Source organism: Algicola sagamiensis DSM 14643 (assembly GCF_000374485.1).
GTDB lineage: Bacteria > Pseudomonadota > Gammaproteobacteria > Enterobacterales > Alteromonadaceae > Algicola > Algicola sagamiensis.
This window is the reverse complement of the sequence record NZ_KB894499.1, coordinates 72,424-93,865: the sequence shown is the minus strand read 5'-3', so window position 1 is coordinate 93,865 and position 21,442 is coordinate 72,424. Positions and strand designations below refer to the sequence as shown.

Genomic DNA, 21,442 nt, shown 5'->3' with positions numbered 1-21,442 from the left:
ATAGTAAACACATTCTGTGTACGTAAAGTACAGCAATATATTTAGGATGAAGTGATGACGACAGAAATCAATAAAGAAAATCACACGTTTGGTACTGACGTAAAACAGCTGCTGCAATTGGTGATCCACTCACTGTATTCCAATAAAGAAATCTTCCTGCGTGAACTTGTATCGAACGCATCAGATGCTGCAGACAAACTCCGCTTTAACGCGCTGTCTGATAATGCGTTATACGAAAATGATGGTGACTTACATGTTCGTATCAGTGCAGACAAAGAGGCCGGTACAGTAACGATTCAAGATAACGGCATCGGAATGACTCGTGATGAAGTTGTGGAAAACCTAGGCACAATCGCAAAATCAGGCACAGCAGAGTTTTTCAAAAACCTAACGGGTGATCAAGCAAAAGACTCCCAACTCATTGGTCAATTTGGTGTTGGTTTTTACTCAGCGTTTATCGTGGCAGATAAAGTGAGCGTCCGTACTCGTAAAGCGGGCCATGATGCAGATTCAGGTGTTGAATGGGAGTCTGCGGGTGAAGGTGAATACTCACTGTCGAATATCACTCTTGATGGTCGTGGTACAGAAATCGTACTTCATCTGCGTGAAGAAGATAAAGAATTTGCAGATAGCTTCAAACTCCGTCAAATTGTGACGAAATACTCTGATCATATCAGTATGCCTGTACAGATGTGGCGTGATGAAGTGCCAGAATCTGAAGGGCCAGACGGCGAAAAAATCGAAGCACAACCAGGTGAATGGGAATCCATCAACCGTGGAACAGCGCTGTGGACTCGTGATAAGTCGGAGATCAACGATGAAGAGTACAAAGAGCTATATTCGCATATTTCCCATGATTTTGAAGAGCCGCTTTTGTGGAGTCACAACAAAGTTGAAGGAAAATCTGAATACACTTCACTGCTTTATATTCCAAAACGTGCACCGTGGGATTTCTGGAACCGTGAGAAACAAAATGGCCTAAAGCTTTATGTTCAGCGCGTTTTCATTATGGATGAAGCGGAACAGTTCCTGCCAAACTACCTGCGTTTTGCAAAAGGCATTGTTGATTCGAATGATTTGCCGCTCAACGTTTCCCGTGAGATCCTGCAAGATAACAAGATCACACAAGCGATCCGTAAAGGTTGTACAAGCCGTTTATTGAAGATGTTGGAGCGCCTTGGTAAGAATGACAAAGAAAAATATCAGACTTTCTGGAATGAGTTTGGTCAGGTTCTGAAAGAAGGCCCGGCAGAAGATTTTGCAAATAAAGAACAAGTTGCAAAGCTGCTTCGTTTCTCTTCGACGCATGAGGATAGTACGGTACAAAATGTTTCTTTACCTGAATACATCGAACGTATGCAGGAAGGTCAGGATACGATCTACTATGTTGTTGCAGACAGCTTTGAAGCTGCGAAGAGCAGCCCGCACTTAGAGATTTTCCGCAAGAAAGGCATTGAAGTACTTCTTCTTTCCGATCGGATTGATGAATGGTTAATGAGTCATCTGACTGAATTCGATGAGAAGAGTTTCAAATCGATTACTCGTGGTGACTTGGATCTGGGTGACTTGGACGACGAAGAAACCAAGAAAGAGCACGAAAAAATCGAGAAAGAATACGAAAGCTTTATCGAGCGTGTCAAAACATCACTGGGTGATCAAATCAAAGAAGTTCGTGTGACGCATCGCCTCACTGAGTCACCGGCTTGTGTTGTGACAGATGACATGGATATGAGTCCACAAATGGTCAAGCTTATGGAGTCGATGGGCCAAAAAGCACCAGAAGTGAAGCCAATTTTTGAGTTGAATCCAGAGCACGACATTGTGAAGCGTGTTGCGGATGAATCCGATGATGAAGCATTTAAGCAATGGGTTGAAGTCTTGCTTGATCAAGCAATTCTGGCAGAGAGAGGCAGCATTAAAGATCCTGCAACTTTCGTCGCTCGAATGAACCGCCTGATGATGACATTGATGAAGTAAGTTTTCACAATCTTCAGACTTCCAAACGCCAACAATTTCGTTGGCGTTTTTGTATTAGAAATATGCAAAATTTACGCAATCTGATATAAATATCCTCCACTTGGAAAAAGAATCTCAACAACTTGCATTTTGAATGGATAAACCCCTTGCAGCGGGTAAGTTTTTTATGTAACTATTCCAAACTGATTTGACCAAATAAAAAAGCATACGAGGGGATAAACCTATGCGCATTATTCTACTGGGTGCACCTGGTGCAGGAAAGGGGACTCAAGCGCAATTTTTAATGACGAAATTCGGGATACCTCAGATCTCAACAGGCGATATGTTGCGTGCTGCGATCGCAGAAGGGACCGCGTTAGGCTTGGAAGCGAAAAAAGTAATGGATGCAGGGCAGCTGGTGTCTGATGACATCATCATTGGCCTTGTAAAAGAGCGTATCGCGAAAGAAGACTGCAAAAAAGGTTTTCTTCTGGATGGATTTCCAAGAACCATCCCACAAGCGAATGCGATGAAAGACAATGGGATTTCGATCGATCATGTTATCGAATTCGCTGTTGATGACGAAATCATCGTAGAGCGGATGAGCGGCCGTCGTATGCACTTACCTTCAGGTCGTGTTTATCATATTGCATATAACCCGCCAAAAATTGAAGGTAAAGATGACGTCACCGGCGAAGAACTCAGTATCCGTGACGACGATAAAGAAGAAACGGTTCGTAAGCGCCTTGCTGTTTACCATGAACAAACAGAGCCATTGGTTGCTTTCTACCAAGAAGAAGCTGGAGCTGGCCGCACTCAGTTCACGAAGTTGGACGGTACCAAGCCAGTTGACGATGTCAGCCACGAATTAAAGCGCATCCTTGCGAGTTGATTTACCACCCGATCACCTGGCAACAAACTGCTAGGTGATCGGCTTCTCATGAACACTGCTTAAGATGATTTTTCATGATTGATAATTTGTTCTTTCGTGATGCATTCAGTATTAATTGACGGAAATGCAGTAAAAGAAATCATATTGATTTGATTTTTAGCAGGCTCTCTATTTTGATTGTTCGGCTTAGGCTCCCACCGCCATTTATATAAAGCGCTTCTTGCTTCTTCACCGAAGTACCCCTTTGCTCCTTTTTCAAAATACTTTTTTGGGGTTTCGCCGAGAAATCGTATGCTTTCGGCTTTGCCATCACGATTAATTGTAAATCCTAAGGTAACACAGCCTGCAAAAATACCGTCATGGAGCGCTTTTCCTGGAAAACGCGGGGGAACTCTTTTGACTAACTCCCAAGTATCATGCCATTGTGTTTTGTTATATTGTTCAACGGGTATCGATGATTGGCACCCAGTCAATAGGCTGAGGTAGAAAATCAGGAATATGTGAATTGTCTTCATATGTCATTTGAGTAAAGCGAATTGCAAAGGCGGAGAATAATATCATTATTTAGTGTGAATTTTAATTGAACTGATTTCTATTCAGATTAATGTAAGACCAAAGTAATAAAGATACAGAAATAGGTGTACTTTCATTTTCCTTTGGCTATTTGAGAAGATACTGCAATCCCAAATTGTTTCCTTGGATTCAATTTTTAATTTTACCGCTTTTTTTGCGAATATTTTCTTTTGGTTTATACAAAATCCGTTGTTGGAAACATGAAAAAGCGGCTTCTACGTGCCATGATCCACGGAGGGGTTGGCATTCTCATGATAATATTGTGCTTTGTGCCTTCTTGGCATTGGGAATGTCTCTCATCCTCATCAATGGAGTATAAAGGAGGGCGCCTGAGACGAAGGTATTTGCCTCTAAATTTGTTTTAACGGAACGAGTGTATTTTTGGTAGAACCGTGTGGGTGTTGAATATCTAAGAAGTCGTTATAGGTATCGCTTAAATCATCCTGAAGCGCGGTACATCACATGCAGCACCTGCGGTGCTGCTGTGGATCAACAAAAAGCAAAACCGTTTGGGTCATGGGCGAAGTACGTTACTTCTTCTTCCACTGGCCATCAGCACCTTTAATGTAATTGCCTGATTTGGTTTTTTTCATTGCTTTTTCGCCAGCAATTTTGGCGACATCAGCTAACGTAATTTTGTTTTTTGTAGCGAGTTTCTGATAGGTTGCTTTTCGTTTAGCATTAATATCATTCATGAGCGTTTTGGCTTCCGCATTGTCCTTCACAAGACCAAGGTAACCATTGGGTTGCTCACCAAGAAAGCCTTTCTGTTTTGCCTCATCCAGTGTCATTGCCCAAGCAGGTGTTGCAAAAATCATACAGGCCAGGAGCGTACTGATTATCTTTTTCATTTGTTATTTCCCCTTAGAATAATCCACTGTCTTCACTGATCACGTCATCAAGTTCTTTATCGACTTTGACGCGGATCTGATGATCAACTTTGACATTCAAGTTAATTTCAATCGGCTCTTTTGCTGCAACTTCAACACGGTGTGTGCAGCCCGACAAAAGCACCATGATGATGCTGCTTATCATCAATAATTGTTTCAAAGAGTGACTCCTTATTGTTGCAATGATTCTTCGATAGACTTTGACAATGATTCACCAAGTCTCAATGTTTTTAGCAGCATATAGACGTTTTCCTGATGCGTATAATTGAGATTGACTGGTGTATCCATATCTGGGTTATTTCCTTCAATACGAACTTGTAAGTCCATATCCCCTTTGACGCCCATCGTGACTTCGGCTCTGAGCACCTGAAAGTGTAAATTCTCAAGTGCTTCCATAACGATTTTTAAACTTGGATCATTTTGTTTGAGTGCTTCAATTGCTTCGTTAGATTGTAGCTTGAGATAACCAGGATTTTGATTTTTTAGTTTCCCATTTTCAATTGAAGCACCGAGTTTGCTGATCCGAATTGGCAAGAAGCCGGATATTTGCCCATTTGTTTGAATGTCTACTTTTTCATTCTGTTTAGCCAACTGTTGCAGCTCAATTTTATCTACGGACACTTGAAACTTCTGCGGTGCGATCGGGTATTTCAATTGATCGACCTGGAATGTGCCCCCTAATGTTTTCCCAATAATGGACTGAGTATTGAATCCAAGTTGTCCATTCTTGTAGATGGCTTCCCAATTGCCGCTCATATCAGTTGCTGGGATTCCCGGGTTTAGTTCTTGAAGGGTCCATGGCCCTTTGACTTGTAGTGTGGGCTTTTGGGTATCGAGGTTTCCTTCACCTTGTAGCTCCATTTTATTGAAGGATATTTCTTGATAAACGCCAGATACATCAGAGAGTCCAACATGTATGGAATAAGGCGTATTAAGTTCTCCCTTTAACCCAATACTCAAGTAACCATCCTGCAAATCAACAAGGTCTACAGCATCATGCTGTACCCAAGATTTGAATGGTATCAAGTGCATTTTGTCACACTTAACTTCCAGATTCTTTTGCTTCAGGTTCAGATGACAAAGTGGAATTGATTCTAAAGAAAGTTGACTAGTGACCTCCATAAAGGCGAGTGATTTCGTTATATCAGAAGAATGCACTTCGAAAGGGAGTTGTACACTATTGACTTTCAACTGAGGGTGATTGAGTGTTCCACTAGTCATTTTGCCTTTGAGCTGTAGTTGAGTTGGCTGATCGATGACATGATTGATCTGGGCAGATTGGATCTCGACAATGGGGTGATCAAGGATCACCTCTTTTTGATAGAGCTGTTCAGCACGTATTCGCAACTTATCCCACTGAATTGTATGGATCGTTGGTGACAAAACAACCTGGCTATTTGTTTGCATTGAAACAGCTTTCAGTGTTATCCCCTTCTCCTCTAACCCGACCTGCATATTCTTTACTTCCGTTTGTGTTGTTACGGTGTATTGCTTGTTGAGTAAGTCTAACCGGCCTTGTGTGAACTCAACCTGAAGCTGTTTTTCCGCAGTGAGTAACATGTCTGGTAACGAAAGCACTTCAGTGCGATGACCTTTTGGAAGTAATGTAACGCCAGAAATGTGTAATTTATATTCATCTGGAACAGGGCTGATGGATACACCTTCTGGTAGAAGTTTTGTGAGTGCTTTTGTTTTAAATTGGAATGCACTGTCTAACCAGTCAATTGAAGCACCTTCTTCCTGCTGAGAGAACTGAAGTTTCAGGTTTGGATAGATGTCGATAGATAGCTCATCTTTTTGAACCTGCCATGGTGTTGAGCTTTGAAGTTGCAGGAGTAGAGCATCTGTATTGCTGAGTATCGCAGTAAAGTGTAATGATGTGGGTTTGACAGAAACAGGCAAATCATCAAGCCATGGGGTCAACCACTCAGGTGGGATATCCAGATTGGTGGCTGTATGCTCAGCTTTGTATTTCAGCTGTATGAGGGCATCTTTGTTTTTCCAGCTCATTTTGATGGTTGTTTCTTCCGCCGGATGATGCTGCACCGATAATGTCATCGGAGGCTGGTCTGAAAAAGGCTTTAATGAAATATTACTCAGATGTAGCTCGGGGAGTTCATTCAGCTGACTAATGCCATCTTGCAGCATATGCACCGCATCTTTCATTTCGAACGTTTTCTGTGGTTGCTTTGGCTGGTTATCCACAGGTCGGTACTGTAGTGCTTCTAAATCGATGCGCTGAACCCCATCAAAGTTCCACTCAATATTGATTTGGTTGAAGTTTGCAGAAAAAGTAGGATGTTCTAAACAAAGTGCTTTGACTTGAATTGGTTTGAAACTGTCTAGCTCAAGTGGACAGGTGATCTCATATCCCTGCTTTTCAAGCCAGCCGGAAAGCAGATAGAGGATAATGGCATCACGTTTTGCATAAACAGCAACCATCAGGGCCAGGATAATTACAGCAATGATACGTCCTTTCATAACATATATTCTGGTTGCTCAAATGTGATAACGGACCTTAAAAAGGATAATGCTAAGATGACCTTCGCGCCAATCACCGGCACGAAGGAATTCAGTCTATAAACGCAAAAATTAGTGGGAATGACCACAACCGCCTTCACCATGAACATGACCATGAGAAAGCTCTTCTTCGGTTGCTGCACGAACATCAAGGATTTCAACGTCAAATTTCAGATCAATACCTGCAAGTGGATGGTTGCCATCGACAGTGACTTCTTCATCTGTCACATCAATGACGATCACCGTTTGTTCACCATCATCAGTCGTTGCACGAAATTGCATGCCGACTTCCACTTCGACATCACCAAACATGGACATTGGTACAGTTTGAACTAGGCCATCAGCACGTTCACCATATGCATCAGCCGCTTGAACATCGACGCTTAACTTGTCGCCAGACTGTTTCCCCTCAAGTGCTTTTTCTAATCCTTCGATCAGGAAACCAAAGCCTTGGATAAACTCAAGAGGCTCATCATCATAAGAGCTGTCGATGAGGTTCTCTTCTTTATCCATCACACTATAATGCATTTTGACAACAACATTTTTTTCGATATTCATTCGGTTTCCTTAGTTTCTTCTTTAAGAGGATAGGGTAAAGGGACGATCGACAAGATGTGTTCATCCTCATCCCCTTTCAATCTGAGCTGTGTCGTTGGTTCCAAATCAATGGGAAGCACAGCGAGAATAAATAATTGTTTTTCTTCGGCAGCAACATTGATGATATGTCCTGCTCTACGCCAGTTTTCGCCGATCGCCTGCTCAATGACAACGCCTGGTTCAGCATCACCAGATTGACCATGTAGGATATACATCGCTTTCTTATTCTTGCCTAAATAATGCATGCGCGCGACCATTTCCTGGCCTGAGTAACAACCTTTTTTAAATGAAACCCCACCCAGTGCTTGTAAGTTGAGCATTTGGGGGACATATTCATTCAAACTTGCAGATGTCAGGTGTGGTATACCCTGTTGGATATCGTGGATTTTCCAATGTATCAGCGCTTGTTCATTGGGTACTTCACCTATTGGTAAACGGCTAGGTTGCAGGAGAACAAAGCGGTTTTCCTGCCAGCGAAGAAGCATATGATCATCTGAAGCGAATAAGTTGCCTTGAGGCTCAATTGAAAATTGAGGTTGCAACCTTTGTTGTACTGATTGTCCAAAAACGCCCAAAATACGGTAGTCACTGCTAATGTCTTGCCATTCAACTTTTGAAAAAATACTATATTTTTTCAGCTCAGTAATTGATGCTTCGAGTTCTGCCTTCGAACCAAGGAGATACAATACTTCTTGATATTCGAATATTCGGAGTATGCCTTGCATCTTCCCCTTAGCGTCACAACGCGCACCAAGAAGCCATTGATTGGCACTAAGGGTATTGAGATCACAGGTCAGCTGGCCTTGCAAGAAAGTTTTTCTGTCTACACCACTGACGCGAAAAATCGAAAAGTGTGAAAGTTCACACACTTCATCTTCTATTGGGAAGCGATAGAGTTCCATAGCATCATCTGTCATTTTTTGCCTGAGTTTATCATGAATTTGTTGAAGATTCTCTTTCCTGATGCAGCGAACTTAAAGTGATGAAAGGTGGAAGTCGATTTATTTGAAATTCCCCCTCAACTTCGAAGCACAATTTGCTACAATGCGGGCTGATAAAAAATATCTTCCGAGGTAGATATGACGACGCTTGATAGTAAATCAAGGTTAAAATGGGCCTGCCGTCGTGGAATGCTCGAATTAGATGTGCTTTTTCGGCCATTTGTAGATGATGCATATGATGCATTGTCTGAGGAAGACAAAGCCATTTTTCAGCGACTGTTGACTTGCGATGATCCAGATTTATTTGCCTGGTTTATGGGCCATCAGGATTGTCAGGATAAAGAACTTGCAGCCATGGTGGATATGATTCTCAATCGTGTCAAAGTTTAAGATTGCCTGTTCAGGGACGAGCAAATTATGGGCGATTTGGCGTCGATGCATTTTTTGCATCGGCGTAGTCTCTCTCGGTGCTTCACTTTATCCTTTAGCGGTTCCTAAAGTACTTCTCTTGTTACAATTCATCATCATGTGTTGTCTTTTTTATCTGTTATTGAAGCGGGTTCGACTCTTTTGTGGATGTTACCTGATTGATATCTCACAGGGGATATTCTATGAACTCAATGATGAAAGCAGTCGCTGGCAAGTGAGTCAGCAAAGCTATGTGATGCCTTGGTTCTGTGTCCTTTGGTTGAGCTGTCCAAGTCGTCATCAATTGAAGAAAGTGATGATTTGGCGGGATCAAATGACGCCTGAAGACTTTGCGCGAGTCTCCAGGCTGATTCATTCCAAATATTAGCGAGTTGGGGAAAGATACGTCGGTGTTGGGCACTCTTCTCGTTCAGGATAATCGATGGTGTAGTGTAAGCCTCGACTCTCTCGTCTGGATAGGGCGGATTTTACAATCAGTTCGGCAACTTGAACGAGGTTTCTTAGCTCAAGCAGGTTGTTGCTTACTCTGAAGTTCGCATAGTAATCATGAATTTCTTGCTTGAGCAATTCGATACGTCGCAAGGCTCTTTCGAGCCGTTTTGTTGAACGGACAATACCGACATAATCCCACATAAACAACCGAAGTTCGTGCCAATTATGGGTGATCACGACTTCTTCATCGGAGTTTGTCACACGACTTTCGTCCCAAGCAGGAAAGTTCAGTTCAGGCATGGGTTCATCCAGTTCAGAAAGAATGTGCTTTGCAGCTGAATGAGCATAGACGATACACTCTAACAGAGAGTTACTTGCCATACGATTTGCACCATGCAGCCCTGTATAAGCAACTTCCCCAATCGCGTACAGGTTGTCCAAATCGGTTTTCCCGTTCTGATTAGTGACAACGCCACCACATGTATAATGTGCTGCTGGCACAACCGGTATCGCTTCTTTAGTGATATCAATCCCAACACTCAGGCATTTCGCATAAATCGTTGGAAAGTGCTCGATGATAAAGTCTTTTGGTTGATGTGTAATATCCAGATAGACACAGCTTGCACCTGAGCGCTTCATTTCGTAATCAATGGCACGTGCGACAACATCTCGTGGAGCAAGCTCTTCTCGATCATCAAATTCAGCCATAAAACGTGTACCATCTTCACGGGTCAAATATGCGCCTTCACCCCGCATCGCTTCTGTGATGAGGAAATTCGGTGCTTTTGGGTGATATAAGCTGGTGGGATGAAATTGATTAAACTCCATGTTTGCAACGCGGCAACCTGCACGCCAAGCCATTGCAATGCCATCACCGCTGGAAACGTCGGGATTACTGGTATAGAGATAGACTTTACTGGCACCGCCAGAACATAAAGCGACAAAGCGTGCTTTTATCACTTCGACCACTTCTTTTTCACGATTCCAGACATAAGCACCATGACATTTATTATTTTGCAGGCCTAACTTTTGTCCTGTGATGAGGTCAACGGCATTATAACGCTCAAACAAATGAATGTTTGGATGTTGTCTGACTTGTTCAACCAGTGTCGTTTGTACGGCTCGCCCAGTGGCATCCGCTGCGTGAAGGATCCTGCGATGGCTATGTCCACCTTCGCGGGTTAAGTGAAATCGTTTTTGTCCTTGGTTATCAGTTTCCTGATCAAACGGAACACCTTGTTGAATGAGCCACTCCAAGCAAGATTTTGCGTGTTCTGCGGTATACTCCACAGTTTCTTTTTCGCAGAGACCATCACCGGCTTTTAGCGTATCATTGACGTGAGACTCAATGCTGTCGTTTTCATCAAATACGGCAGCAATCCCCCCTTGCGCGTATAAAGTTGAACCCTCCCTGATTTCCCCTTTACTCAAAACAACAACATTCGCCTCATCGGCAAGTTTAAGGGCCAAGGATAGGCCAGCAGCACCACTGCCGATAATTAATACATCACAAAGGTGTTCAATCGATTGACTCATACGGTAAACTAAGCCTCTGATTGGCGACGGTTGCTTTCAATGATGAGCGGTTTTCACCTTGCTATTCCATCGCCGGAATTAGAAAATATGAGATAGTTTATCTTTTTTTATGCGTTTACAGAACTTTTTCAATCAGTCCTAGTCTGATGAATCAGGCAAGCGACGAGTCAGCTCTGCAAACTAGCAAAGAAGTTTAAGTGGGAGAGTGAGCTCGGATGAGCGAGCAACGTACAGATTTAGAACTAATAAAAAGAGTGCAAAACGGAGATAAAAGGGCATTTAACCTGTTGGTGAGCAAATACCAACATAAAGTAATGAACTTAATATCACGTTATGTTTCAAATCCTGGGGATGTCGCTGATGTGGCACAGGAAGCGTTTATCAAAGCATATCGGGCATTGCCGAACTTCCGAGGCGATAGTGCATTCTATACTTGGTTGTATCGGATTGCCGTGAATTGTGCGAAAAACTACCTGGTTGCAATGGGGCGTAAACCACCAGTTTCAGATGTTGATGCGGAAGACGCAGAATACTATGAAGGTGGAGATGCGCTAAAAGAAAATGGTTCACCAGAGAGTTTATTGCTGACAAACGAACTGAAACAAGTTGTATTCTCGACAATAGAAGCACTTCCGGATGACTTACGGACGGCAATCACATTACGTGAGCTTGAAGGCTTAAGTTATGAGGAAATTGCAAATATCATGGATTGTCCGGTTGGAACAGTACGTTCCCGGATTTTTCGAGCGCGTGAAGCAATTGATAAAAAAGTGAACCCCTTGATTCAACAGTAGGTTTGGGAAGGTAACATGTCAACGAGCCGCAATGAAAAACTATCTGCCTTTGTGGATAATGAACTCACCACAGAGGAGATGCAATGTTTAGAGCTGGATGAAGTGCAGCAAAGCACTTGGATGCGATACAACCTGATTGGGGATGTGATGCGTGATGATGTTCCAGCGCAATTGCAATTTGATATTACAGATCGAATTGCTGATGCACTTGAGAATGAAGCAACACTGGTATCCCTTGAGCAGAAAAAAGTATCATTTGGTCAACGTGTTGTCGATAAGCTGGCGAATGTCACGCAATTTCCTGTATTGCAACGTACGGTTCAGGTTGGTGTTGCAGCAACAGTTGCAGCAGTGGCTGTCGTCGGTGTCAATCAGTACGCAGGACAACAGGAAGTACTGGAAGATACTTCTCCAATTCCTGTTTTGCAGACAATCCCGACGGCGGGTAGTGCTTCACCTGTCAGTCTATCGACACAACGTCCTATCTTAGAGCAACGTTCTCAGTCAGCGACACAGCAGCAACAACGCTTGAACTCAGCTTATTTCGAGCATCAGAAAATGATGAAGCTGAAGCAAACGCAAGTGGAAGCTGAAAAAGAAGACAAAGACAACAAGCAACAATAATGCGTGCTATTTTTGCTCTTTGTTTCTCGTTGATAACCGGGGGAGCCGCATTGGCGAACCCGGTAGAGACAAGCCCTAAAGTTACACTTTGGCTTGAGAAGCTTCAACATGGGTTACAAGGACTCAACTACGATATTTCTTATGTTCATGTTCGTGGAAATCACGTTGAGCCTTACCGTTGGCTTCATGGTAATTTTGAAGGTCATGAACTTGAATATTTGATGACGCTCAATGGCAGACCCAAAGAGTTGGTCCGAAAAAATAATGTCATCAGTCACTTTGATGTAGAACGCCCTCCATTTTCGCTTCAGGAAACGGCACTGTTTGGCCCTGTGCCAGAAATCTTCTACACAGATAAAGCGTCAGAACTCAATCAGTTTTATGAAATCGTTGTTGCAGGTAAGAGTCGCGTGTCAGGAAAGCCAGCGCAATTGCTTCGGTTTAATGCGCGTGATGGTGAGCGATATGACTTTTGGATCTGGCTGGATATGCAAACTGGCTTGCCATTAAAGACCGCCTTTATCGATCAGAAAGGTCAAGCGCTTGAGCAGATCCAGGTTACATCACTTGTCGTTACAGAAACTGTCCACCCGAATTTAGCCAAGTTACATACGGCACAGTTGCCACAACCGATTGACTTAGGTCAATTTTCAAAGAAACCATTGTCGGCAAAGTGGAAATTCAAGGCGCTTCCTGAAGGGTTTCAAATCATTCAGTCTAATCAACATTACCTCTCCAGAAGTAAAGAATTAGCAGATTATTTCCTGATGTCGGATGGTGTGGTTGATGTTTCTGTTTTTATCCAACAACCAATCAAACAAGCGACTTCTCCAACATTACTGCATAATGGCGCAACAACGGTATTTTTTGTCAATAAGGGCGCTTATGATGTTACAATTGTCGGTAATATCCCCCTAAAACTGGCACGGCGAATTTCAGACAGTATTCGCATAGAGTGATCTGATTTATGTTTGAACAAGTTGCAACAGTAACACGTATTCATTCTCCATTTGTTGAACTTGAAGTCCAACAAGCGACATCCTGCGATGGTTGCGCTTCACAAGAGGGGTGTTCAACTGGTGTTGTCAATAAAGCGCTGACAAAGCGTTTGCAACGTTTTCAAATGAAGACTGATATACAACTCAGTGTTGGGCAACAGGTTAAGATAGGGATCCAAGAAAAACCTTTATTAAAGGCTGCTCTTCTCGTTTATATACTGCCCCTGCTTTTAGCAATATTTATGGCTGGACTGGCTGAGTCTATTTATATAAACGATATTGCGAGTGTTATCGGCGCATTGGCTGGTGGTGTCATTGGATTTGGATTGGCGAAGTGGCAAACACGTATTGATGATCGAATTGGTGAAGATGGTATTGTCATTTTAGAAATCTACCCGGAGACAATTCCTGTATACGCTGTTTAAAGCAAGAAGATCATGGTGGTTGCGCTGGAAAACCCAAGTAGGAAGCGTAAAAAACCAAAATGAGACGTATGCTTTGGTACAAACCCTAACCTTTCATAAAGCTGGCGCGCCTTTGGGTTCGTGTCTATCACATCCAGTCGTATTTCTTGATATCCTTTTTCTCGAGCCAACCCTTTGAGTTGATGAAGCAGCTCAGTGCCAATGCCCTTTCCGCGCATTTGTTTTGATACGGAGATTCCATCCATCAATAACTCGGCTTCTTTTTGCTTTCTCTCATATAAGCTAAAAATGAGTGCAGCACGAATACTTGACCAAAAACCAAGGTGTTCTAAGAGCCTATCAAAGGTGAACCCTTGTGTTAAGGAACCCTTCTTAGTGTGGTAACCAGCGAGGCCAACAAGTTCCCCATCCAATATTGCGGCAATGGAAAAGTCTAAGGATAGTGACTCTGAAATCAGCTTCAGGCGCTTTTCTTTACAAGGGATGGCAACAGCAAACTTATCGCCAAAAGATTCATTATATAGTGCAGCAGCTTCTTCTCTGTGGACTTCAGGTGTCCCGGTGACGTAGTTGATGTTCATTCTTCTAATTCCCTGATGGCTTGAATCAATTATAGCGACCTTCATGCAAGATCAAAGGAACCGTTGTACTCGGATGGGAAATTAAATAAATAAAATAAAAACTTTACTTAATGGCGCTGAAAATCATACCATTAAATAAACTAAAATTTTTACATAAATAGATGCAAGGATGAAGAATGAAAACACTATTGACCGTTTTGTTTGTTGTGATGGTAAGTACAGCAGGTGTCGCACTGCCATACCCATTACTTGCTCCCATGTTCCTTGGTGATATACCACCCCCAATGGTAACTGAATATATCTTGCCCCCCAGTGTTTTGTTTTCAATTGCACTTGCGATTTATCCGCTTGGTATCTTTTTAGGCGGTAATTATATCGGAGCGCTATCAGATCAATATGGCCGAAGAAAAATGCTACTCTGGACTTTGGGAGGAAGTTTTATTGGCTATATCATCAGTGCATATGCAATCTTAAATGAGGACTTTGTTCTATTTTTAGCTTCTAGCTTTTTGACAGGACTGTTTGAAGGAAACATTTCCATCGCACGTGCCATTGCCCTGGACTTGAGTCATCTGGTCGGTAAGACGAAGTCGATGTCCTGGCTCACCTTGGTGTTTGCAAGCTTTTGTCTTGTAGCTGCAAGTTATTTTATCTACCGATACTTCTATACCCGTGTGCAGAATAATACAAGATTGTTTGAGCGTTCATCGTAGCTTTTGACGGCAGTGGGGCGTTTGGGCTTGTCTAATTCGTCCCCAGTTTGGAATGATAAGACGATAGGAACGCTCCCATAGCCAAAGATGAACACATATCTCAACGGTGCCATTTAAAAAGCCTTTCAATCGGCCATTGGGTAAGTAGGTGATGTGTTTTCGTGGGTAATGAACGCTGTGGTAGGGTGCCCCAACATCCAATGCGCTTAATATTGGCTCATTGCCCTCTTTTTTTCCATTTTGGTTCATATCCAAAAATAAAGTGAGCGTCGCTTTATCCCATGAGGAAATACATTGGGTTCCATGATTCTGCAATGGGCATAAGGTTGTCGACACTTTATTTTTTAAAGCATACCCTCTGGCGAAGTCCAAGAGTTTCCTAATTTGAATCAAGTCAGATTCTGCATGAGTGCGAGCAAAAAAGTAAGGAAGAGATTGAGATGAAATAGAATACAGGCTTCCAAGTATCGCAACAGTCACCACGACTTCGACAATTGTATAACCTTTCGTCATTTGAAACATAGTTGAACATTCCTTGTTCGTTTTTATCTGTATAGCAGAATACTATTGGTAAAGTTTTGCTTCAACTTAAAACAGATCAACAACACTGTCGATGAACTCTAAATTTTTATCAAAAACTTGGTTGGGGACTAGCCGAGTATTGATAGACTCGGCTATTCATAGAAAAATAGGTAACTCGCGATTAGCTTGGCTTATTACTGCCACATACATTAATAAGTTCTTTCATCGGATCGCTGTTATAGTTAGGAACAATTGTTGTTGTTTGCCCACCAATATTAATCGTTAATTGACGATGAAAATAGTTGGAACTTCCTCGTGTGTCACCAGAACAATAAGTTAACCTTGGAACACTGTTTCCAGAATCGAGAGAGCCAGTGCGGGTAAAGGTGATGCGTTTTCGAGTTGCTAAAGCATTGGCATTTGTTGTTGGTACAAAGTGATCTTGCTCTGTTTTTGTTTCTAAAGCAGGGATTCGCTTTAAAATATCCTCTCTCTTAGTTCTCTCAGTTTCTGTATCAATATCACCATTGTTATTTCTATCAAAAAAAACAACGACTGTCTTTTCCTTCCAATCATTGACTGAGCCAGCACAAGATGTTTCCCCTTCATTCATTGGGCAAACAGTAACAATTTCATTATTTGTGTAAGCCTGAGCACGGGCATATTTGAGAAGCGCGGACATCTCGCTTGTGTAAGTTTCTGCATCACTACGGCCAAAAGTGGATTGCATTGCAGGAAAGCCGACAGCGGCAAGAATGCCAACAATCACGACGATCATGATCACTTCAATCAGAGTATAACCACGCACTGTATTCATAACATTTCACTACTTTATTTTAACAACTTTCGACATTATACTTATTTTGCTTACAAAGTCATCAAGTTTGCGTTCGACGGCTGCTTCATTTACCATTCGCTTCATTCTCATCCACCATTTTAACCTACTTATGCCTGAGCCGTTAAGTATATCCCTGGTCCAAGAGAACTTTCTTGTCGGGGCTGTAAGAAAAAATACCGATAAAGTAATCCAAATTATAGAAGCGTCTACGCAATCTGACATTGTTTTGTTCCCAGAATTAACACTCACCGGTTATCCACCCGAAGATTTGCTGCTAAGAGATGACGTATATATGCGACTTGATGATGCATTGTCACGCGTTCAAGCAGCCTCAATGCACTCAGTGATTGTGATTGGTCATCCTTGGAGAGAAAAAGAAAATATCTTTAATGCAGCCAGCGTTTATTATCAAGGACTTCTTCTAGCACGTGCATACAAACAAAAACTGCCAAATTATAGTGTATTCGATGAGGTTCGTTATTTTACACCTGGGGAGTCTGGCACAACCTTTGATTATCAAGGCCGAAGAATCGGTTTACTCATTTGTGAAGATCTGTGGCATACCTCGCCAATACAAGGATTAAAAGCGCAAGGTGCAGAGCTTGTTTTATCTTTAAATGCTTCGCCTTACAACCAACAAAAACTATCTCAACGCATTGATGTTATTCGCTCTCGAGTGACAGAAACGGGACTCCCTCTGGTCTATGTGAATCATGTTTGTGGACAGGATGAACTTGTGTTTGATGGCGGATCTTTTGCAATGGATGCAACTGGCGAAGTTAATGTACAACTTCCGCTATTTGACGAAATGACGACATGCATTATTTGGGAACTAGGTTTTCAAGGGTTAAATCAGGATTTATCTCAGTCATCAGAAGTCTCAGAAATATATCAGGCGCTTGTACTGGCAGTGCGTGATTACGTGAATAAAAATGGGTTTCGTGGTGCGGTGATGGGGTTATCTGGTGGGATTGATTCTGCGCTGACGTTAGCAATTGCAGTTGATGCTTTGGGTGCTGATCGGGTTCAAGCATTGATGATGCCTTTTTTATATACATCCCAAATGTCAGTGGAAGATGCGAAGAAGCAAGCCGAAGTCATGAACATCGAGTTTGAGATAACGCCTATTGAACCTATGTTCAATGCATATATGGAGACGTTAGCCCCTTTGTTTGGCGATACAAAAAAAGATACGACAGAGGAGAATCTCCAGGCGAGGCTTCGCGGTGTCTTATTGATGGCATTATCGAATAAGAAGCACCGTATTTTGCTCACAACTGGGAACAAAAGTGAACTGGCAGTTGGATATTGCACGCTTTATGGTGATATGTGCGGTGGCTTTGCGGTGATCAAAGATGTACCCAAGATGATGGTTTATCAATTGGCCGAGTATAGAAACTCAATTTCTCCAGTGATCCCACAACGTGTCATTGACAGACCTGCTTCTGCGGAATTAGCACCGGATCAAATCGATGAAGATAGCCTTCCACCATATGATGTACTGGATTATATCCTGCAATGTTACGTAGAAGAAGATAAATCTATTGATGATATTGTTGAGGAAGGCTTTTCGCGGGATGATGTACAGCATGTTGTGAATCTGGTTGATTTGAACGAATATAAACGTCGTCAAGCGGCTGTTGGACCCAAAATCACTTCTCGAAATTTCGGTAAAGACCGCCGTTACCCAATTACATCAGGATTTAGGAAAGAGAACTGAGATGAAAAAAATCGATGCGATAATCAAGCCTTTTAAACTTGATGATGTACGGGAAGCATTGGGAGAAATTGGCGTCACAGGGATGACAGTGACGGAAGTCAAAGGATTTGGTCGACAAAAGGGACATACAGAACTTTATCGTGGTGCTGAGTATATGGTCGACTTTTTGCCAAAGGTAAAACTTGAGATTGTCCTCGCTGAGGAACAGGTTGACCTTTGTGTTGAAACGATTCTGAAGATAGCTCAGACGGGTCGTATTGGTGATGGTAAAATCTTTGTCACAGATGTAGAACGTGTCATTCGAATTCGAACATCAGAAGAAGATGAAGACGCTATCTAATGATTCCGAAAATGCTGTTGCTGCTTTACTTTTTGCTTGAAGTATCAGTTACGCAAAGCTTGTAAAGCTGATCCATACTCCATGTTAAGTTTACATTCACGATGACAGAAGTCATGGTGTACATGAATAGGTCAGCTTATGCGCATTTTGTCCCTTCTATATTTTTTTTTATGGCTTCCCTTTAAGTCCTTCGCACAAGAGGAAGCCACTTCAGAAAAAGAAAACTCAGTAAAAAAAGACCCAAATACCGTTGAAGTTTGTGGTGTCGCATGGCCGCCATTTACCTACGCTGAAAATAAAATGATTGTCAAAGGTGTTTCTCATGACATTCATCAGGCTGTATTCACTAAGCTAGGAATGAAGCTGGTTGCACATGAACTCCCATGGCCAAGATGTTTATCCATTGTTGAAGAAGGTAAAATGGATGCTGTTATCGACAATGCGCCTTTAGAACCTTATATCTATGGTGAAAATGCCAATGCATTTTATCCACTTGCCATTTATGTTCGTGCTGACTTCCCAATTGAGCAATTTTCCTGGTTTCTCATGCGAGGCAAACGGGTCGGAATGGTGCGTGGGTATGACTATACAGAAAAGATCCAGAAATTTAAGGGATGGAAAAAAGACCTTCATAAAACAGACGCTGAACTATTTGAAAAATTAAAGAAAGGTTGGCTTGATTATATTCTGGTCGATATATTCTCTGCGCCATTACTTGCGGAACAAACTGAAGTTGAAATCAAAAGTCTCCATCCAATGGTGGATACAGTGAACCTTTATCTTGATTTCAGCCCAAAAAATAAGGTATTAGCAGAAAAGTATGATCGTGAATTAGGGAATATGATAAAAAGCGGAGAAGTGGATAAAATCTATAAAAAATACATGCCTTATACATATCGCCAATTACTTCTGTTTTCAACCAGTAAAGCCGAATAATTCATACAAATCATATGAAAAAAGAAAAGCGCCTGTTGGCGCTTTTTTTTTCTGATTTGAACTAGTTTCGAAGTGCTGCAAGGACAAGCTCACCATAGTCTGGATCTGCTTTAGAGAATTGCAGGATCATTCTATCTTGAACACTTTGGCTGGCCTGGGAAAGCCCTTCAGCAATATTCTGAGCCAAGCGTTCTTTTTGAGGTCGGTTCATCAAACGGAAGAGTGCACCAGCTTGTGCATAGTGATCCTCTTCAATGGTGTCATATGTCGTAATCCATGCGTCTTCTTCTATCGGCATAGGTGGCTCAGCAATGGTTGGGTCGGGTGCAGGTGCCCCTTGATTGGTTTGGTCATTCGGATAAAAGTTCACTGGGCTTTCATTCATCTGGCCACCATGCATTGGACAGCCTCCAGCCATCGCCCCATCGCGTTGATAGTGATTCACCGGACATTTTGCGGCGTTCACCGGGATCTGGTGCCCATTCACGCCTACACGGTAACGGTGTGCATCTTGATATGCCATTAAACGCGCTTGAAGCATTTTATCTGGCGAAGTGCCGATTCCTGGGACGAGATTGTTTGGTGCAAATGCAGATTGTTCAGTTTCAGCAAAGTAATTGGTAACATTACGGTTCAGTTCCAATTGTCCAACTTCGATAAGTGGGTAATCTTTGTGTGGCCATACTTTTGTCAGATCGAATGGATTAATATGATATGTTTTCGCATCCTCTTCCGGCATGAGCTGAACGTTCACCGTCCAACTTGGGAAATCACCTTGTTCAATGGCATTGACAAGATCTTCCTGGTGGAATGTTGGTGATTTTGAAGCGACTTCAGCACCCGTCAGGCAACGGATCCCTTGATTGGTTTTAAAGTGCCATTTTACCCAGAAGCGTTTCCCGTCCTGATTCCAAAAACTTAATGTATGGGAAGAGTAGCCATTCATATGGCGTAATGTTTCTGGGATCCCGCGATCAGACATCAAAATCGTGATTTGATGGAGCGACTGTGGGTGATTTGCCCAAAACTCAAAATGGTTCGCTGGATTGGGTAGGTTGGTTTGGGGATCTTTTTTCTGAGAATGAATAAAGTCTGGAAATTTCTTTGGATCACGTAGGAAGAATATAGGCGTATTATTTCCTACCATATCCCAGTTGCCTTCTTCAGTATAAAACTTGATTGCGAACCCTCTTACATCTCGAATCGAGTCTGGAGAATCCTGCCCACCGGCAACCGTAGAAAATCGTGTAAAAATTTCTGTTTTATCGCCAACATTCTGAAGGAACTTGGCAATTGTGTAATATTTTAAACTTTTTGTCAGAGTAAATGTACCAAATGCACCATATCCACGAGCGTGGACGACCCGCTCAGGGATGCGCTCTCGGTTAAAGTGTGCGAGTTTTTCAAAGAGGTAATGATTGTCAAAGGTCAGTGCACCACGCGAACCAACACTAATGCTCGTGTTGTCATCTGCGACTGGGCTACCTGTTGCTGTCGTAAGTCGGGTTTTTGTCATTGTATTTTCCTATCGTTCTTCATTGCATTGGGGTAGCTTAGGCAATCTACCTTTTTGATTAAAATGAATAAGAATGATTGATTTAATCTAAAAAAATAAACTAGCTTTATTTTTTTATCGAGCTGAATGGATATGCTTGCTTGAATTTATACCAAAGGTCCAAAAGCGATCCTTGTGCAATATCAAATTTTTTCGGTGGGATCTTTTGCTTATTTGGGGTGAGCAAAAATCAAGGTTGACATAATATGTCAAAAGAAATACTATGACTCCATTAATGTCATGTTATGTCAAATCATGATCAAAATGAGTACGTATGAATACAGTTCTATCAAATCAGCCTAGATCGCAGTCATCCGCATCTGCGTATGCGACATTAGTATATGCATTGCAAGCATTATCATTTTTTACTGTTATCCCTTTTTTTGCAGGGGTGGTCATTAATTACATCAAGCGTGATGACGTGAGAGGAACCATTGCTGATTCTCACTTTAGCTGGCAAATCAAGACATTTTGGTATGGGTTACTGTGGACAGTCGTTGGTTCTGTACTCAGTGTTGTACTCATTGGATACTTCATCTTGGCCTTAAATTTTATATGGTTAATTTACCGTGTTGTCAGAGGTTGGTTGAAATTAGTGGATAAGAGACCGATGTACATTTAGTGATTGAT

At 42.2% G+C, this 21,442-nt stretch carries 24 protein-coding genes; 13 read left to right on the top strand and 11 right to left on the bottom strand.

Annotated features, from left to right (window positions below):
- The first annotated feature begins 54 nt into the window (after positions 1-54).
- Positions 55-1,977, top strand: a complete 1,923-nt coding sequence (gene htpG, locus C505_RS0113565) for a molecular chaperone HtpG (protein ID WP_018693166.1) — start codon at positions 55-57, stop codon at positions 1,975-1,977.
- 223 nt (positions 1,978-2,200) lie between these two features.
- Entirely contained in the window at positions 2,201-2,848 is a 648-nt protein-coding gene (gene adk / locus C505_RS0113560; RefSeq protein ID WP_018693165.1) for an adenylate kinase, read from the top strand.
- Positions 2,849-2,907: 59 nt separating this feature from the next.
- On the opposite strand, the gene C505_RS0113555 is transcribed toward adk, so the two are convergent.
- From C505_RS0113555 to ygfZ, 6 genes are all read right to left on the bottom strand, one after another.
- Positions 2,908-3,363, bottom strand: a complete 456-nt coding sequence (locus tag C505_RS0113555; protein WP_018693164.1) for an energy transducer TonB — start codon at positions 3,361-3,363, stop codon at positions 2,908-2,910.
- A 588-nt stretch (positions 3,364-3,951) separates the two neighbouring features.
- Positions 3,952-4,272: a YdbL family protein gene (locus C505_RS0113550; protein ID WP_026317965.1), complete on the bottom strand. Its 321-nt coding sequence runs from the start codon at positions 4,270-4,272 to the stop codon at positions 3,952-3,954.
- 13 nt (positions 4,273-4,285) lie between these two features.
- Entirely contained in the window at positions 4,286-4,456 is a 171-nt protein-coding gene (locus tag C505_RS24085) for a YnbE family lipoprotein (protein ID WP_018693162.1), read from the bottom strand.
- 26 nt (positions 4,457-4,482) lie between these two features.
- Positions 4,483-6,792 carry a YdbH domain-containing protein gene (locus C505_RS0113540; protein ID WP_018693161.1) on the bottom strand — a complete coding sequence of 770 codons (2,310 nt, stop codon included), beginning with the start codon at positions 6,790-6,792 and terminating at the stop codon, positions 4,483-4,485.
- A 111-nt stretch (positions 6,793-6,903) separates the two neighbouring features.
- Positions 6,904-7,389 (bottom strand): FKBP-type peptidyl-prolyl cis-trans isomerase, encoded by a 486-nt coding sequence (locus C505_RS0113535; RefSeq protein ID WP_018693160.1) that lies wholly within the window; start codon positions 7,387-7,389, stop codon positions 6,904-6,906.
- Positions 7,386-8,345, bottom strand: a complete 960-nt coding sequence (gene ygfZ / locus C505_RS0113530; RefSeq protein ID WP_018693159.1) for a tRNA-modifying protein YgfZ — start codon at positions 8,343-8,345, stop codon at positions 7,386-7,388. The genes C505_RS0113535 and ygfZ overlap by 4 nt, the downstream gene beginning before the upstream one ends.
- A 162-nt stretch (positions 8,346-8,507) precedes the next feature.
- Between ygfZ and C505_RS0113525 the strand changes: the two genes are divergently transcribed.
- Together C505_RS0113525 and C505_RS0113520 are read left to right on the top strand one after the other, a co-directional pair.
- The gene (locus C505_RS0113525; protein WP_026317961.1) at positions 8,508-8,759 is read left to right on the top strand and encodes an FAD assembly factor SdhE; all 252 of its coding nucleotides are present in this window, start codon (positions 8,508-8,510) and stop codon (positions 8,757-8,759) included.
- The gene (locus C505_RS0113520) at positions 8,746-9,165 is read left to right on the top strand and encodes a protein YgfX (RefSeq protein WP_018693157.1); all 420 of its coding nucleotides are present in this window, start codon (positions 8,746-8,748) and stop codon (positions 9,163-9,165) included. The genes C505_RS0113525 and C505_RS0113520 overlap by 14 nt, the downstream gene beginning before the upstream one ends.
- Here C505_RS0113520 and nadB read toward each other — a convergent pair.
- Positions 9,162-10,766 (bottom strand): L-aspartate oxidase, encoded by a 1,605-nt coding sequence (gene nadB, locus C505_RS0113515; protein ID WP_018693156.1) that lies wholly within the window; start codon positions 10,764-10,766, stop codon positions 9,162-9,164. The genes C505_RS0113520 and nadB overlap by 4 nt on opposite strands.
- A 215-nt stretch (positions 10,767-10,981) precedes the next feature.
- Here nadB and rpoE point away from each other — a divergent pair, with 215 nt between their 5' ends.
- The 4 genes from rpoE to C505_RS22420 are packed head-to-tail and all read left to right on the top strand — an operon-like array spanning position 10,982 to position 13,607.
- Positions 10,982-11,560, top strand: coding sequence for an RNA polymerase sigma factor RpoE (gene rpoE, locus C505_RS0113510; RefSeq protein WP_018693155.1), 579 nt, complete (start codon positions 10,982-10,984; stop codon positions 11,558-11,560).
- A 15-nt stretch (positions 11,561-11,575) separates the two neighbouring features.
- Positions 11,576-12,184: a sigma-E factor negative regulatory protein gene (locus C505_RS0113505; protein WP_018693154.1), complete on the top strand. Its 609-nt coding sequence runs from the start codon at positions 11,576-11,578 to the stop codon at positions 12,182-12,184.
- The gene (locus C505_RS0113500) at positions 12,184-13,143 is read left to right on the top strand and encodes a MucB/RseB C-terminal domain-containing protein (protein WP_018693153.1); all 960 of its coding nucleotides are present in this window, start codon (positions 12,184-12,186) and stop codon (positions 13,141-13,143) included. The genes C505_RS0113505 and C505_RS0113500 overlap by 1 nt, the downstream gene beginning before the upstream one ends.
- 8 nt (positions 13,144-13,151) lie before the next feature.
- Positions 13,152-13,607 carry a SoxR reducing system RseC family protein gene (locus C505_RS22420; RefSeq protein ID WP_018693152.1) on the top strand — a complete coding sequence of 152 codons (456 nt, stop codon included), beginning with the start codon at positions 13,152-13,154 and terminating at the stop codon, positions 13,605-13,607.
- On the opposite strand, the gene C505_RS0113490 is transcribed toward C505_RS22420, so the two are convergent.
- Positions 13,604-14,188: a GNAT family N-acetyltransferase gene (locus C505_RS0113490; protein WP_018693151.1), complete on the bottom strand. Its 585-nt coding sequence runs from the start codon at positions 14,186-14,188 to the stop codon at positions 13,604-13,606. The two genes, C505_RS22420 and C505_RS0113490, sit on opposite strands and share 4 nt — an antisense overlap.
- A gap of 176 nt (positions 14,189-14,364) precedes the next feature.
- On the opposite strand from C505_RS0113490, the gene C505_RS22415 reads away from it, so the two are divergent.
- Positions 14,365-14,901, top strand: coding sequence for an MFS transporter (locus C505_RS22415; RefSeq protein ID WP_018693150.1), 537 nt, complete (start codon positions 14,365-14,367; stop codon positions 14,899-14,901).
- On the opposite strand, the gene C505_RS0113480 is transcribed toward C505_RS22415, so the two are convergent.
- Positions 14,893-15,423 carry a GspH/FimT family pseudopilin gene (locus tag C505_RS0113480; protein WP_018693149.1) on the bottom strand — a complete coding sequence of 177 codons (531 nt, stop codon included), beginning with the start codon at positions 15,421-15,423 and terminating at the stop codon, positions 14,893-14,895. The two genes, C505_RS22415 and C505_RS0113480, sit on opposite strands and share 9 nt — an antisense overlap.
- A gap of 181 nt (positions 15,424-15,604) precedes the next feature.
- On the bottom strand, positions 15,605-16,240 hold the full coding sequence (locus tag C505_RS24555) for a GspH/FimT family pseudopilin (protein ID WP_018693148.1): 636 nt from the start codon (positions 16,238-16,240) through the stop codon (positions 15,605-15,607).
- A gap of 130 nt (positions 16,241-16,370) precedes the next feature.
- On the opposite strand from C505_RS24555, the gene C505_RS0113470 reads away from it, so the two are divergent.
- The 3 genes from C505_RS0113470 (at position 16,371) to C505_RS22410 (ending at position 19,257) form a co-directional block, all read left to right on the top strand.
- Positions 16,371-17,981 (top strand): NAD+ synthase, encoded by a 1,611-nt coding sequence (locus tag C505_RS0113470; protein ID WP_026317960.1) that lies wholly within the window; start codon positions 16,371-16,373, stop codon positions 17,979-17,981.
- Between the two features lies 1 nt (position 17,982).
- The gene (gene glnB, locus C505_RS0113465; protein WP_018693145.1) at positions 17,983-18,321 is read left to right on the top strand and encodes a nitrogen regulatory protein P-II; all 339 of its coding nucleotides are present in this window, start codon (positions 17,983-17,985) and stop codon (positions 18,319-18,321) included.
- Between the two features lie 138 nt (positions 18,322-18,459).
- Complete coding sequence (locus tag C505_RS22410) at positions 18,460-19,257, top strand: substrate-binding periplasmic protein (RefSeq protein WP_018693144.1); 798 nt, start codon at positions 18,460-18,462, stop codon at positions 19,255-19,257.
- Positions 19,258-19,318: 61 nt separating this feature from the next.
- Here the strand turns inward: C505_RS22410 and C505_RS0113455 are convergent, their stop codons facing one another.
- Positions 19,319-20,773 (bottom strand): catalase, encoded by a 1,455-nt coding sequence (locus tag C505_RS0113455; RefSeq protein WP_018693143.1) that lies wholly within the window; start codon positions 20,771-20,773, stop codon positions 19,319-19,321.
- Positions 20,774-21,086: 313 nt separating this feature from the next.
- Here C505_RS0113455 and C505_RS0113450 point away from each other — a divergent pair, with 313 nt between their 5' ends.
- Positions 21,087-21,434, top strand: coding sequence for a DUF4870 family protein (locus C505_RS0113450; RefSeq protein ID WP_018693142.1), 348 nt, complete (start codon positions 21,087-21,089; stop codon positions 21,432-21,434).
- The last annotated feature ends 8 nt before the right edge of the window (positions 21,435-21,442 follow it).

Coding starts and splice junctions, on each gene's coding strand:
- htpG (WP_018693166.1), top strand. CDS start 55: ATGACGACAGAAATCAATAAAGAAAATCACACGTTTGGTACTGACGTA.
- adk (WP_018693165.1), top strand. CDS start 2,201: ATGCGCATTATTCTACTGGGTGCACCTGGTGCAGGAAAGGGGACTCAA.
- C505_RS0113555 (WP_018693164.1), bottom strand. CDS start 3,363: ATGAAGACAATTCACATATTCCTGATTTTCTACCTCAGCCTATTGACT.
- C505_RS0113550 (WP_026317965.1), bottom strand. CDS start 4,272: ATGAAAAAGATAATCAGTACGCTCCTGGCCTGTATGATTTTTGCAACA.
- C505_RS24085 (WP_018693162.1), bottom strand. CDS start 4,456: ATGATAAGCAGCATCATCATGGTGCTTTTGTCGGGCTGCACACACCGT.
- C505_RS0113540 (WP_018693161.1), bottom strand. CDS start 6,792: ATGAAAGGACGTATCATTGCTGTAATTATCCTGGCCCTGATGGTTGCT.
- C505_RS0113535 (WP_018693160.1), bottom strand. CDS start 7,389: ATGAATATCGAAAAAAATGTTGTTGTCAAAATGCATTATAGTGTGATG.
- ygfZ (WP_018693159.1), bottom strand. CDS start 8,345: ATGACAGATGATGCTATGGAACTCTATCGCTTCCCAATAGAAGATGAA.
- C505_RS0113525 (WP_026317961.1), top strand. CDS start 8,508: ATGACGACGCTTGATAGTAAATCAAGGTTAAAATGGGCCTGCCGTCGT.
- nadB (WP_018693156.1), bottom strand. CDS start 10,766: ATGAGTCAATCGATTGAACACCTTTGTGATGTATTAATTATCGGCAGT.
- rpoE (WP_018693155.1), top strand. CDS start 10,982: ATGAGCGAGCAACGTACAGATTTAGAACTAATAAAAAGAGTGCAAAAC.
- C505_RS0113505 (WP_018693154.1), top strand. CDS start 11,576: ATGTCAACGAGCCGCAATGAAAAACTATCTGCCTTTGTGGATAATGAA.
- C505_RS0113500 (WP_018693153.1), top strand. CDS start 12,184: ATGCGTGCTATTTTTGCTCTTTGTTTCTCGTTGATAACCGGGGGAGCC.
- C505_RS22420 (WP_018693152.1), top strand. CDS start 13,152: ATGTTTGAACAAGTTGCAACAGTAACACGTATTCATTCTCCATTTGTT.
- C505_RS0113490 (WP_018693151.1), bottom strand. CDS start 14,188: ATGAACATCAACTACGTCACCGGGACACCTGAAGTCCACAGAGAAGAA.
- C505_RS22415 (WP_018693150.1), top strand. CDS start 14,365: ATGAAAACACTATTGACCGTTTTGTTTGTTGTGATGGTAAGTACAGCA.
- C505_RS0113480 (WP_018693149.1), bottom strand. CDS start 15,423: ATGTTTCAAATGACGAAAGGTTATACAATTGTCGAAGTCGTGGTGACT.
- C505_RS24555 (WP_018693148.1), bottom strand. CDS start 16,240: ATGAATACAGTGCGTGGTTATACTCTGATTGAAGTGATCATGATCGTC.
- C505_RS0113470 (WP_026317960.1), top strand. CDS start 16,371: ATGCCTGAGCCGTTAAGTATATCCCTGGTCCAAGAGAACTTTCTTGTC.
- glnB (WP_018693145.1), top strand. CDS start 17,983: ATGAAAAAAATCGATGCGATAATCAAGCCTTTTAAACTTGATGATGTA.
- C505_RS22410 (WP_018693144.1), top strand. CDS start 18,460: ATGCGCATTTTGTCCCTTCTATATTTTTTTTTATGGCTTCCCTTTAAG.
- C505_RS0113455 (WP_018693143.1), bottom strand. CDS start 20,773: ATGACAAAAACCCGACTTACGACAGCAACAGGTAGCCCAGTCGCAGAT.
- C505_RS0113450 (WP_018693142.1), top strand. CDS start 21,087: ATGAATACAGTTCTATCAAATCAGCCTAGATCGCAGTCATCCGCATCT.